Here is a 13,849-nt window from a genome sequence, read left to right as displayed (position 1 = left end):
ATTAATTATTTTTTCTTATGGTTGTTGGAAGTAAAAATTTATCCAATATCTCAAATATTTTCTCTTTTCTTGACTAAGCTGAATCTTAGGCTTACCTGAAGAATACTTTTCAGCATCAACTATTACGGTGCTGTTGCACCTTCTCAGGTCGGCTCTCTTTTTATGGGGGTCAGGCTGGTTCCTTTTCTGTTATTGACTCAGGGCATTCGCATACCAATAAGAGTGCTGAAGAAGTGACCTGTCTCTTTAACATCTTTACTTTATTCAGATGGTTAATTCAGAGGACGGATGCCATGTCAGGATTTTCCGATCGGAACATCATTAATCTCCTTTTTTCCGGCCATTACGCCGATCCTTTTGCAGTATTGGGTATGCACGTCACATCGTCAGGGCTGGAAGTACGCGCACTGCTTCCAGACGCCAGTGAGGTTCACGTGGTGGATGCACACAGCGGACGCAAAGTGGCGCACTTACAGTGTCGGGACCCACGCGGTTTTTTCGCTTCAGTGATTCCTCGTCGCAAAAAGCCATTCAGCTATCGGCTGGCGGTCACCTGGCAGCAGGAGACGTATGTCATTGATGACCCTTATCGGTTTGGCCCGTTATTGCAGGAGTTGGATATTTGGTTACTGGCGGAGGGGCGCCATTTACGACCGTTTGAAACACTGGGTGCACATCCGTCCACGCTGGATGGCGTTGAGGGCACCTGTTTTGCCGTCTGGGCACCGAATGCCCAGCGGGTATCAGTGGTGGGCGATTTCAATTTTTGGGATGGGCGTCGCCATCCGATGCGTTTGCGGCGTGAGAACGGCGTGTGGGAGCTGTTTGTCCCAGGCGTTGGGGTGGGGCAACTGTACAAATTCGAAATTATCGATTGCTACGGCAATGTGCTGGTGAAATCCGACCCGTATGCCTTTGCCTCACAGATGCGCCCGGATACCGCCTCGGTGGTGAGTGGGCTGCCGCCTGCGCTGCCGGTGGATGAGGCGCGGCAATCCGCCAACGATTTGCAGTCGCCGATTTCCATTTACGAGGTGCATCTGGGGTCATGGCGGCGGCATACCGACAACAATTTCTGGCTCAGCTACCGTGAACTGGCGGACCAACTGGTGCCTTATGTGAAAGAAATGGGCTTTACCCATGTTGAGCTGATGCCGGTGCATGAACATCCGTTTGACGGCAGTTGGGGCTATCAACCATTGGGGCTGTATGCACCGACCCGCCGTTTCGGCTCACCGGAGGATTTCCGTTATCTGGTCAATGCGTTTCATGAAGCGGGCATCAATGTGCTGCTGGATTGGGTGTCCGGCCATTTCCCGACCGACAGTTACGGGCTGGCGCGGTTTGACGGCACCGCCTTGTACGAATATGCCGACCCGAAAGAGGGTTACCACCAGGACTGGAACACGCTGATTTATAACTTTGACCGCCACGAAGTGCGTAACTATCTGGCGGGTAACGCGCTGTACTGGACCGAACGGTTTGGCGTCGACGGGCTGCGGGTGGACGCGGTGGCGTCGATGATTTACCGGGACTACAGTCGCCGTGACGGCGAGTGGGTGCCGAACCACTACGGGGGTAAGGAAAACCTGGAGGCGATCGGTTTTCTGCGTTACACCAACCAGATGCTGGGTCAGCACCGTGCCGGTGCGGTCACCATCGCCGAAGAATCTACCGATTATGCCGGGGTGACACTGCCGCCGGAGCATGGCGGGTTAGGTTTTCACTACAAATGGAACATGGGCTGGATGCATGACTCGCTGGCCTACATGCAACAGGACCCGGTGCATCGCAAATACCACCACGACCTGCTGACCTTCGGCATGCTGTATGCCTACAGCGAGAACTTCGTCCTGCCGCTGTCACACGATGAGGTGGTGCACGGCAAGCGTTCTTTGCTGGACCGGATGCCGGGCGATGCCTGGCAGAAGTTCGCCAACCTGCGCGCCTATTACGGTTTTATGTGGGCGTATCCCGGCAAGAAACTGCTGTTTATGGGCAGCGAGTTTGCGCAAGGGCGAGAATGGAACCACGACACCAGCCTCGACTGGCATCTGTTGGATGAGCCTGAAGGCTGGCATGCCGGAGTACAGCAACTGGTGCGCGACCTCAACCATTGCTATCGCCAACACCCGCCGCTTTATCAATGCGATTACCTGCATCAGGGATTCGAATGGGTGGTGGTAGACGACCGCGAGAATTCGGTCTTTGCCTTTATCCGGCGCGATGCCGACGGCAATGAAATGCTGATTATCAGCAACTTTACGCCGGTGCCGAGGGACGGATATCGCGTCGGTATCAATCAGCCGGGGCAATGGCGTGAAGTGCTGAATACCGACTCCATGCATTATCACGGCAGCAATAGTGGCAATCAGGGATTGGTACGCAGTGAAGCGGTCGGCAGTCATTCCCGGCCACAATCGCTGGTATTAACACTGCCGCCGCTCTCCACCCTGTATCTGGTGAGGGAGGCGTAATGGTTGAACTGCTGGCGGGTCGTCCCCGACCGTTAGGCTCTTACTTCGATGGCGAAGGAGTGAACTTTGCGTTGTTCTCTTCCGGAGCCTCGAAGGTGGAATTGTGTATTTTTGACGGCCTGCGGGAACAACGCCTGCCGCTGACGGCCCGTACCGGCGATATTTGGCACGGTTATTTGCCGGATGCCCAGCCAGGCTTGTGTTACGGCTACCGTGTCGATGGTGTGTTCGACCCGAAACGCGGCCTGCGTTTCAATGCCCGGAAACTGTTGCTTGACCCCTGCGCCCGCCAGATGGATGGCTGGGTGGTGGATGATGAGCGACTGCACGGCGGTTATGACTACCCTGATGCCGCGGACAGCGCCGAAGTGATGCCACGCAGCGTGGTGGTGGATGAACGTTACGACTGGCAGGGCGATGCCTTTCCGCGCACGCCCTGGCATCACACCGTATTGTACGAAGCGCATGTGCGTGGGTTGACCCGACGTCACCCACGCATTCCGGCATCGATACGCGGCACCTACGCTGCGCTGGCGCACCCTGTGATGCTGGAGTACCTGACGCAACTGGGTGTGACCGCGCTGGAGTTGATGCCTGTCCAGCAGCATGCCGACGAGCCCCGTTTGCAATCGATGGGATTGCGCAATTACTGGGGTTACAACACGCTGCTGCCGTTCGCGGTGGACAGCAGCCTGGCGGCGGGGGATGACCCACTCAACGAATTCCGTGACGCGGTGCGGGCGCTGCATAAAGCCGGCATCGAGGTGATTTTGGATGTGGTGTTTAATCACAGCGCAGAGCTGGACGTAGACGGCCCGACGCTGTCGCTACGCGGCATTGATAATACCAGTTACTACTGGTTAACCGGGGAGGGCGATTATTACAACTGGGCGGGATGCGGCAACGTGTTGCGGCTGGAGAACCCGGCGGTATTGCAGTGGGTGATTGAGTGCCTGAAGTTCTGGCATGAAACCTGCCATGTGGATGGCTTCCGTTTTGATCTGGCGACGATTTTGGGGCGTTCGCCGGATTTTTCTTCTTCGGCCCCGTTCTTTACCGCGCTGCGTAACCACCGTTCGCTGCGCGAGTGCAAATTGATCGCCGAGCCTTGGGATATTGGTCCCGGCGGCTACCAACTGGGCCAGTTTCCTGCGTTGTTCGCCGAGTGGAACGACCGTTTTCGCGACGATATGCGCCGTTTCTGGTTGCTCGGCGATATGCCTGTCGGGGTATTTGCCCGACGTTTCGCCGCCTCCAGTGAGGTATTTGAGCGTAATGGGCGCTTGCCCTGGGCGTCGGTCAACATGTTGACCTCCCATGACGGTTTTACCCTGCGGGATCTGGTGTGCTTTAACCACAAGCATAACGAAGCCAACGGGGAACAAAACCGTGATGGCTCCAACAGCAATTTCAGCTTCAACCATGGGACGGAAGGGCTGGAGGCGGATGACGCCACACAGGCGCGGCGACGCGCCAGCCAACAGGCGCTGCTGACGACACTGCTGTTGTCGCAGGGCACGCCGATGCTGCTGGCTGGCGATGAATTCGGTAACAGCCAGCAGGGTAACAATAACGCGTATTGCCAGGATAACGCGCTGGCCTGGTTGCATTGGGATCAGGCGGATACCGATTTGCTCGCGTTTACCGCAGGCCTGATCCGCCTGCGCCGTGCTATTCCCGCGTTGCGCAAAGCCGCATGGTGGCGTGACGGTGGAAACGACGTTCAGTGGCTGAATGCGCAGGGAGAGCCGCTGACGCCATACGAGTGGGAGCAGGGGGCACATCAGTTACAAATCCAGCTTTCCGAACGCTGGTTGCTATTGCTCAACGCCACGACGCAGACGAGTGAGTTTTCGCTTCCCGCAGGGGAGTGGCGGGTTTCGCCCCCCTTTAGCGCGGCTGACCATCCGCTCAAAGGACGGGTTTGGCATGGGCAGGCGAATGCGGTGTGCGTACTGGTAAAACAATAAAAAAGGAGTCTGACATGGTGAGTACTGACAAACACGATCCCCTGATGCTGGCCAGACAGTTGCCCTTGAAATCTGTCGCGCTGATTTTGGCGGGCGGGCGTGGAACCCGGCTGAAAGACTTAACGGCGCACCGTGCCAAACCCGCGGTGCACTTTGGCGGTAAATATCGGATTATCGATTTTGCTCTGTCTAATTGCCTGAATTCCGGCATTCGCCGGATTGGCGTGATTACCCAGTATCAGTCGCATACGCTGGTGCAGCATATCCAGCGCGGCTGGTCGTTCCTGAATATCGAGATGAATGAATTTGTCGATTTGCTGCCCGCCCAGCAACGGCATGATGAAAACGATCACTGGTACCGCGGCACTGCTGATGCCGTATGCCATAACCTGGATATTATTCGGCGCTACGGGGCGGAATACGTCGTGATTCTGGCCGGTGACCATATCTATAAAATGGACTATTCCCGCATGCTGCTGGACCACGTGGAGAATGGCGCGGAGTGTTCGGTCGCGTGTATTCCGGTGCCTATCAAAGAAGCACACGCCTTTGGCGTGATGAGCGTGGATAAAGACAACCGCATTATCAGTTTCGACGAGAAGCCCGCCAACCCGGCACCGATGCCGGATAACCCCGATATGGCGCTGGCCAGTATGGGGATCTACGTTTTCAACGCCAAATACCTGTACCGGCGGTTGGAGGAGGATGTGTGCACCTCGGATTCCAGCCATGATTTCGGCAAGGACTTGATCCCAAAAATCGTGGCGGAAGGGAATGCCTGGGCGCATCCCTTCACCCTCTCCTGCGTGACGTCGTCAGAAAACGCGCCGCCGTACTGGCGGGATGTGGGCACGCTGGAAGCCTACTGGCGCGCCAACCTCGATCTGGCGTCGGTGATGCCGGAACTGGACATGTACGACCATAACTGGCCGATTCGCTCGGCGATGGCGGCGTTACCGCCTGCCAAGTTCGTCCAGGACCGCTCCGGCAGTCATGGCTTAACCATGAATTCGCTGGTGTCGGGTGGAAGTATTGTGTCCGGCTCGGTGGTCACACATTCGGTTCTGTTCCCTCGGGTACGTATCAACTCCTTTTGCAGCATCGATTCATCGGTGTTGTTGCCGGATGTCAACGTCGGACGCTCATGCCGCTTGCATCGTTGCATCATCGATCGCGCCTGCGACATTCCCGAAGGCATGGTGATTGGCGAGAACGCTGAGGATGACAGCCGTCGTTTTTATCGTTCCGAAGAAGGCATTGTGCTGGTGACGCGAGCCATGTTGGCGAAGCTCACGTCCTGACCTGATTGTGTACCCGGCCGTAACGGGCCGGCGGATTGATGCTGCCCACGTGTGGGGCGTGGGTGGTGGAATGGGAGACAAGATGCGGGTATTACACGTGTGTTCAGAGCTATTCCCCTTGCTGAAAACCGGGGGACTGGCGGATGTGGTGGGCGCGTTGCCCGGTGCGCAGATAGCGGCAGGGATGGATGTACGCGTGCTGTTGCCAGCGTTTCCCGACCTGAAAAAGGGTATCCCGGATGCGCAGGTGGTACGGGAACTGGATACGTTTGGTGGTCATGTCACGCTGCGTTATGGTCATTACAACGGGGTGGGCATCTACCTGATCGATGTCCCGCATCTGTATGAGCGGGCAGGCAGCCCGTATCACGATACGTCGTTATTCGCCTATACGGACAATGTCTTGCGCTTTGGTTTGCTGGGCTGGATGGGGGCGGAAATGGCCAACGGCGTGGATCCGTTCTGGCGACCAGACATCGTTCATGCCCATGACTGGCATGCCGGGCTTGCCTGTGCGTATCTGGCGGCGAAAGGTCGACCGGCAAAATCGGTATTTACCGTCCATAATCTGGCTTATCAGGGATTATTTGATGCCCGTCACATGTCAGAGTTGCGCTTGCCGCCGGAGTACTTCCACATGTACGGGTTGGAGTTTTACGGCCAAATCTCGTACCTCAAGGCCGGGCTGTATTATGCGGATCATGTCACCACCGTCAGCCCGACTTATGCCCATGAAATTACACAGGCTGAGTATGGGTATGGGCTGGAGGGGCTGCTCAAGTCGCGTGAAGAGCAGGGGCGTTTGTCTGGCATCCTCAATGGGGTGGATGATGAGATCTGGAACCCGTCACACGATGCGTTGCTAACCGCCACCTATAGCCGTGATGAGCTGGCGCGCAAAGCGGAAAACAAGCGGCATTTGCAAACGGCGATGGGACTTAAGGTGGATGATCGCGTGCCGGTGTTCGCCATCGTCAGTCGCCTGACCAGCCAAAAAGGGCTGGATATCGCCTTGCAGGCCGTGCCGGATTTGCTGGAGCAAGGTGGACAACTGGTGGTGTTGGGAGCAGGCGATGCCACCTTACAGGAAGGTTTTCTGGCGGCGGCGGCGGAGTATCACGGCCGCGTCGGCGTACAGATTGGTTATCACGAAGCGTTTTCGCACCGCATCATTGGCGGCGCGGATGTGATTATGGTTCCTAGTCGGTTCGAACCCTGCGGGTTGACCCAGTTGTACGGCCTGAAATACGGCACGTTACCGCTGGTCAGACGCACCGGTGGACTGGCGGATACCGTGGCAGATTGCTCGCTGGAAAATCTGGCTGATGGCCTGGCGAGCGGTTTTGTGTTCAGCGATTGTAATACCGCGTCGCTGTCGCGGGCGATTCGTCGGGTCTTTGTGTTGTGGTCGCGCCCTTCGCTTTGGCGTTATGTACAACGTCAGGCAATGGCAATGGATTTTAGTTGGCAGGTCGCTGCCCAGGCCTATCGTGCGCTTTATCAACGTCTTTGGTAGTACGCATCAGTGGGAATGACATTATGAACTCTCCATTTATCTACAACTCACCTACGCTCAGCGTAGACGCGTTGAAACACTCCATCGCTTATAAGCTGATGTTTACCGTCGGCAAGGATCCCAGCATCGCCAGCAAACATGACTGGCTGAATGCCGCGGTACTGGCGGTGCGGGACCGTATGGTCGAGCGCTGGCTGCGTTCTAATCGTGCACAGTTATCACAGGATGTCCGACAGGTTTATTACCTGTCGATGGAATTCCTGCTGGGGCGCACACTCTCCAACGCGTTGCTGGCGATGGGTATGTTTGACGACCTGCGTGATGCGCTGGAAGCGATGGGGCTGGACCTGAACGAATTGCTGGAAGAAGAAGACGACCCGGCATTAGGCAACGGGGGGCTTGGTCGTCTGGCCGCCTGTTTCCTCGACTCGCTCGCCACCATGGCGCTGCCGGGACGGGGTTACGGTATTCGTTATGAATACGGTATGTTCCGGCAAAATATCGTCGATGGAAAGCAAGCAGAGTCACCGGATTACTGGCTGGAATACGGTAATCCGTGGGAATTCGTGCGTCACAGCACCCGCTATAAAGTGCGGTTTGGCGGCCGAATTCAGCAGGAGGGGAGCAAAACCCGCTGGCTGGAAACGGAAGAAATCATCGCCTGCGCCTATGACCAGATAATCCCCGGCTTTGATACCGACGCCACCAACACCTTGCGGCTGTGGGCGGCGCAGGCCAGTAACGAAATCAATCTCGGTAAATTTAATCAGGGCGACTATTTCGCGGCGGTAGAAGATAAAAACCACTCCGAAAACGTGTCGCGTGTACTCTACCCTGATGACTCCACCTACTCCGGTCGCGAACTGCGTTTACGTCAGGAATACTTTTTGGTGTCTGCCACGGTACAGGACATCCTCAGCCGTCACTGGACGATGCATAAAACCTACGCCAATCTGGCGGAGAAATTTGCCATCCACCTTAACGATACCCATCCGGTATTGGCGATCCCTGAGTTAATGCGGCTGTTGATCGATGAGCACAAGTTCAAGTGGGACGTAGCCTGGGATGTAGTCACCAAGGTGTTCTCCTACACCAACCATACCCTGATGGGGGAAGCGCTGGAAACCTGGCCGGTCGACATGATGGGCAAAATCCTGCCGCGCCATCTGCAACTGATTTTCGAAATCAATGACCGTTTTCTGGACGAGGTGCAAGAGCGTTTCCCTAATGATGTCGACCTGCTCAAGCGGGTATCGATCATTGATGAAGAGCACGGGCGTAAGGTGCGCATGGCGTGGCTGGCGGTGATCTGTAGTCACAAGGTGAACGGGGTGTCCCAGTTGCACACCGACCTGATGGTGCAATCGCTGTTCGCTGATTTCGCCCGGGTTTATCCAGAGCGCTTCTGCAACAAAACCAATGGCGTGACGCCGCGGCGCTGGCTGGCGCTGGCAAACCGCCCACTGTCGAAAGTGCTGGATGAAACCATCGGTAAGACCTGGCGCACCGATTTGAGCCAACTGGCCGACCTGAAACCGCACATCGATTACCCGGCTTTCCTGCAGAAAGTGCGTAAAGCCAAGCAGGAAAACAAATTACGGCTGGCGGTCTACATTGCCCAGCATCTGGATATCGTGGTTGACCCTAACGCGCTGTTTGACGTGCAGATCAAGCGTATTCATGAGTATAAGCGCCAGTTGCTCAACGTGTTGCACCTGATAACGCTCTATAACCGCATCAAGGATGACCCGAGTCTGGATCGCGTACCGCGTGTCGCCATTTTCGCCGGTAAGGCAGCCTCGGCGTACTACATGGCTAAACACATTATTCATTTGATTAATGATGTGGCCAACGTGGTCAACAACGATCCAGCGGTAAAAGACAAACTGAAGATTGTGTTCATCCCTAACTATGGCGTTAGTCTGGCGCAAATCATTATTCCGGCGGCGGACCTGTCGGAGCAGATCTCGTTGGCCGGTACCGAGGCCTCTGGCACCAGTAACATGAAGTTTGCGCTCAACGGTGCACTGACCATCGGTACGCTGGACGGTGCCAACGTCGAAATGCGTGAGCGGGTTGGGGAAGAGAATATCTTTATCTTCGGTAATACGACGGAGCAGGTAGAGGAATTACGTCGCAACGGTTACAACCCGCGCGAGTTCTACAATCAGGATGAGGAGTTGCACCGGGTACTGACACAGATAGCGACCGGGGTATTCAGCCCGGACGATCCGCGCCGTTATGCTGACCTGTTCGATTCACTGGTTAATTTCGGCGATCACTATCAGTTGCTGGCGGATTACCGCAGTTATGTGGACAGTCAGGATCGGGTAGATGAAGTGTATTGCGATGAGGATGAATGGACGCGTCGCACATTGCACAACATCGCCAATATGGGCTATTTCTCTTCCGATCGTACGATTCAGGAGTACGCCGACGAGATTTGGCACATCAAGCCAATACGGTTGTAGGTCGCTTCTCTGAATGGCATAGGCAGTGACAGTAAAACGGCTTCCGTGAGGAAGCCGTTTTTCTTTAGTATTAACCAACGTGGAGTATTAACCCGCTTTAGCTAACTGGCTGCGGTAGCTGACCAGCCAGTCGGCGACACGCTGGCGTTGTACGTCGTCCAGCCACATGCCGAGCTTGGTACGACGCCAGATAGCGTCTTCCAGCGTGACAACCCACTCATGCTCCACCAGATAACGTAACTCGGCTTCGTACAGGTTATGGCCGAAATGTTCGCCCAGGTCGCTTAAGGATTGGGCGTTGCCGAGGATTTTCTCGCTCTGGCTACCGTAAGTGCGGCTGTAACGACGTGCCAGCGCTTCCGGCAGATTGTAACGGCGGCGCAATGTCGCGGCGTAATCTTCGCGGCTGCCGCTGATATCACCACCGGGCAGAATGGCGTTACGGGTCCACGCTTGTCCGGCTTGCGGGTAGTATTTCACCAGTTTTTCCAGTGCGTGTTCCGCTAACTTACGGTAGGTGGTTAGCTTGCCGCCGAATACGGACAGCAGCGGTGCCTTACCATTTTCATCGGCAACCGACAAGGTGTAGTCGCGGGTGATAGCCTGCGGTGAATCGGATTCGTCGTCGCACAACGGGCGTACACCCGAATACGTCCAGACGATATCGTCACGTGTCAGCTGCTTTTTGAAATGGTCGTTATACACATCCAGCAGGTAACGAATTTCGTTGTCGTCGATCTTCACCTGATGCGGATCGCCGTGGTATTCCACATCGGTGGTACCGATGATGGAGAATTCATCCTGCCACGGAATCACAAACACAATACGGTTGTCTTTATTTTGCAGAATGTAGGCCTGCTCTTCCTGATGGACGCGCGGCACAACGATATGACTGCCTTTAATCAGACGGATGCCATACGGCGATGGCAGCGCCAGTCCGTCGTCAAAGAACTGGCGTACCCACGGGCCGGTGGCGTTAACCAGGCCTTTCGCCTGCCAGCGGTGGGTTTCACCACTGAGGGTATCTTCGGCTTCGACGATCCACAGGCCGTTTTCGCGATGGGCGCGGGTCACTTTCATGCGGGTTTTCACCTCGCCGCCACGGCGCACCACTTCCTGCGCGTTCAGCACCACCAGACGGGCATCGTCCACCCAGCAGTCGGAATATTCGAAACCGCGCGTCAGCTCGGGTTTTAACACCGATTCACGGCCGAATCGCAGCCCGTGGCTGGACGGCAGACTGACACGTTTGCCCAGATGGTCATACATAAACAGACCGGCGCGGATCATCCAGGCCGGGCGCAAATGCGGCTGGTGCGGCAGGCGAAAACGCATCGGGAAAATGATGTGTGGTGCCATTTTCAGCAACACTTCGCGTTCGGACAAGGCTTCGCCCACCAGCCGGAACTCGTAGTGTTCCAGATAGCGCAGGCCGCCGTGAATCAGCTTGGAACTGGCGGAAGAGGTGGCACAGGCCAGATCCTGCGCTTCCAGCAGCAGGACGGACAGCCCGCGCCCGGCGGCATCTGCTGCGATGCCCGTGCCGTTAATGCCTCCGCCGATCACGATCAGATCTTGGGTTTCCACGTTTTCTCCTCCGCTACGTCAAACGCCGCCATGGTCGGCCGTTGAAAGTTAAAATGTTCGTTTTCGCTCACGATATTAATCGAAAACAAACATGTTAGCCAAGCGTTAACCAATTAAAAACATTTGCGCGTGATACAGCTAACAGTTTCGCGCCTGATTTCATTGAGAATAGTCCTTCTGCGTCGGCTTATGCCGACACGATGCCTGCGCGATCGGGCGATATCCCTGTGCTTTGTCCGGTCTATCCGTGCGGTGGGTGAGTTACAATGCTGACAATGTCAGGTAAAGCCGTTGATAACCCTTTTTTAACCCCGAGTTTTCACCACGAACCATGAGGCAGGCAATGGAGCAGTTTGAGGCAATCGATATTGAGCAGGCGTATCAGCGCTGGCAACAAGGCCAGTCGTTGGTTGATATTCGTGACCCGCAGAGTTTTGGTGCAGCGCATGTACCGGGGTCAACCCACCTGACCAATGAAACCTTGTCAGATTTTGTGCGCGGTGCGGATTTTGAACAGCCGGTGATGGTGATGTGCTATCACGGCATCAGTAGCCGTAATGCGGCGAATTACCTGATAAGCCTGGGTTTTGAGGCGGTATACAGCGTGGATGGTGGTTTCGATGCCTGGCAAAAACGCTTCCCGCAGGATGTCGCGGCAGGGTAATGCTGAACCGGTATGGTGCCTGATGCGCCATACCGGTTGTTGTCATCTCTATAAGCCCGACGGTCTATAAACTTTCAGGTTTCAAACGGTTATCGGTTTCTTCACGAACAAGCCGTAGCTCAGCGCACCCAGCATCAGCAAGCCTGCACCCAGAAAGAAAACATTGGTGAACACCCCTGTGGCATCCAAAATCATGCCGGTGATGATGGGAGCACTGGCCGCGCCGAGAAAACCGCCGAAGTTCTGAATGGCCCCGAGTGATGCCACCTGCTCTTTAGGCGCGATGTCGGTCGCCAGTGTCCAGATAACGCCGGAAGGCAACTGCGAGCAGAAATACCCCAACGACAGCAGCAGGATAGACAGCGAGGTGTTGCTGACAAACGGGATCGGTGCAACAAAGCAAGCCGCCAGTGCCGCCCCCATGACGATCGGAATTTTACGGGCGGTAATGGTGTTGACGCCGCGACGAATCAGACGATCAGAGATAGCTCCGCCGCACAGCACGCCGAGAATACCGGCGAGGAACGGAATCGAGGCGATCCAACCGGTTTGTTTCAGCGTAAAGCCAAGGGATTTTTCCAGATAACCCGGCAGCCAGGTCAAGTAAACCCAGATGGTGAACATGATGGAGAAATTACCCAGAATCATGAACCAGGTGGTTTTATGGCGGAACAGGGCACCCCAGCCTTGCTGGTTTTTTGCCGCTTCATGGCTGGGCGCTGCTGTCGCTGCGGTGTCGGCGTGGATGTCACGCTCTTCGGCTGCGGTCGGTTCGCGATAAAACTTCAGCCAGACCAACAGTAACGGAATGCCAGCCAGACCAATGGCGATAAACATGCCGCGCCAGCCCATAGTCAGCAGCAACACGGTCAGGATCGGCGGTGCAACGGCGTTAGCAATTTGCGAGCCGGTATTGATGATGGCGGTTGGCAGGCCGCGTTCGCGGGCGGAAAACCAGCGATGGGTAATTTTAATGCCTGAGGTAAAGAAGGGCGACTCGGCTATCCCCAGCAACATGCGCAATCCATAAAACATGGAGTAACCGTTGATGAACCCGGCCAGCACGGTAAAGGTAGACCATAGCCCGACTGCGCCGGAGAACATCTTTTTCGGCCCCAGTTTATCCACCAGCCAGCCGGCCGGCAGGTTAGCCAGTGCGTAAGGCCACAGGAAGGCCGACAGCAGCATCCCCATCTGGGTAGCGCTAAAACCGAATTCTTTGGCGATGGTGGTATTGGCAATACTTAAGTTGGCGCGATCAAGGTAATTGATGACCGCCGCCATCAACAGAATGAAAATGATCCCCCAGCGTAAGCGGGTAATCGGCGAGGCAGGGATAACCCTATTGTCTTGTAAGGCAGAAGTGGTATTTTTCATAATAATCAGCAATCCGTAAATAAACTGATGTGAATTTTAATAACTGCTTTTCGAATAAAAGAGGGGCCATTACTTTGGCAACATGGCCGATGTAGATCTTCTGGAAAGAAAATGGCAAACATGCCTGGTGTTAGTGAAATAAAACTTTCGTTTTGAGTCTCACGATAAAAAACAATATCGTGCTGCTCGCTTTTATCTTCAATCACGGTATTACGACGGCTACCTCGTGCAACGCCGATAGTTTCTTCTCCCTGTAATAAATATTGAATATCGACATACTGGAAATGCGATTCTGCCAGCCTGTCCGCGGCTGGTTCGGTGGTGAACTCCTGTAATAGACAGAACATCTTTCCGGGGATAATGTCATATTTACCGGTCGCCATAACGGCGAAATCGGTGGTAGAGATATAATCGATGGCCTGGTGAATAATCGGATGTAACGCGTATTTTTCCTGAGCCCAGTCTTGTTGATCGCAAATAATCATA

At 55.3% G+C, this 13,849-nt stretch carries 9 protein-coding genes; 6 read left to right on the top strand and 3 right to left on the bottom strand.

The window, feature by feature from the left end; genetic code table 11:
- The first annotated feature begins 293 nt into the window (after positions 1-293).
- The 5 genes from glgB to glgP all read left to right on the top strand — a co-directional run bounded on the left by glgB (position 294) and on the right by glgP (position 9,735).
- On the top strand, positions 294-2,477 hold the full coding sequence (gene glgB / locus DZE2538_RS18110) for a 1,4-alpha-glucan branching protein GlgB (RefSeq protein WP_023640938.1): 2,184 nt from the start codon (positions 294-296) through the stop codon (positions 2,475-2,477).
- Complete coding sequence (gene glgX / locus DZE2538_RS18105) at positions 2,477-4,447, top strand: glycogen debranching protein GlgX (protein WP_038914774.1); 1,971 nt, start codon at positions 2,477-2,479, stop codon at positions 4,445-4,447. Before glgB ends, glgX begins: the two co-directional genes overlap by 1 nt.
- Positions 4,448-4,461: 14 nt before the next feature.
- Complete coding sequence (gene glgC / locus DZE2538_RS18100) at positions 4,462-5,748, top strand: glucose-1-phosphate adenylyltransferase (RefSeq protein WP_023640936.1); 1,287 nt, start codon at positions 4,462-4,464, stop codon at positions 5,746-5,748.
- 82 nt (positions 5,749-5,830) lie between these two features.
- Positions 5,831-7,264, top strand: a complete 1,434-nt coding sequence (gene glgA, locus DZE2538_RS18095; protein WP_016942920.1) for a glycogen synthase GlgA — start codon at positions 5,831-5,833, stop codon at positions 7,262-7,264.
- A gap of 23 nt (positions 7,265-7,287) precedes the next feature.
- Complete coding sequence (glgP, locus tag DZE2538_RS18090; RefSeq protein WP_019845126.1) at positions 7,288-9,735, top strand: glycogen phosphorylase; 2,448 nt, start codon at positions 7,288-7,290, stop codon at positions 9,733-9,735.
- Positions 9,736-9,822: 87 nt separating this feature from the next.
- Here the strand turns inward: glgP and glpD are convergent, their stop codons facing one another.
- A complete protein-coding gene (glpD, locus tag DZE2538_RS18085; protein WP_038916922.1) occupies positions 9,823-11,322 on the bottom strand; it encodes a glycerol-3-phosphate dehydrogenase in 1,500 nt (499 codons plus the stop codon).
- A 343-nt stretch (positions 11,323-11,665) separates the two neighbouring features.
- On the opposite strand from glpD, the gene glpE reads away from it, so the two are divergent.
- Positions 11,666-11,986: a thiosulfate sulfurtransferase GlpE gene (glpE, locus tag DZE2538_RS18080; protein ID WP_019845128.1), complete on the top strand. Its 321-nt coding sequence runs from the start codon at positions 11,666-11,668 to the stop codon at positions 11,984-11,986.
- 81 nt (positions 11,987-12,067) lie between these two features.
- Here glpE and DZE2538_RS18075 read toward each other — a convergent pair whose 3' ends face one another.
- Both DZE2538_RS18075 and DZE2538_RS18070 read right to left on the bottom strand, forming a co-directional pair.
- Positions 12,068-13,363: an MFS transporter gene (locus DZE2538_RS18075; protein WP_038916921.1), complete on the bottom strand. Its 1,296-nt coding sequence runs from the start codon at positions 13,361-13,363 to the stop codon at positions 12,068-12,070.
- 5 nt (positions 13,364-13,368) lie between these two features.
- Positions 13,369-13,848: a NanQ anomerase/TabA/YiaL family protein gene (locus tag DZE2538_RS18070; protein WP_038916920.1), complete on the bottom strand. Its 480-nt coding sequence runs from the start codon at positions 13,846-13,848 to the stop codon at positions 13,369-13,371.
- Between the last annotated feature and the right edge of the window lies 1 nt (position 13,849).

Source organism: Dickeya zeae NCPPB 2538, assembly GCF_000406165.1.
Taxonomy (GTDB): domain Bacteria; phylum Pseudomonadota; class Gammaproteobacteria; order Enterobacterales; family Enterobacteriaceae; genus Dickeya; species Dickeya zeae.
The sequence above is the reverse complement of the archived record's forward strand: the minus strand, read 5'-3'. Positions and strand labels throughout refer to the sequence as shown.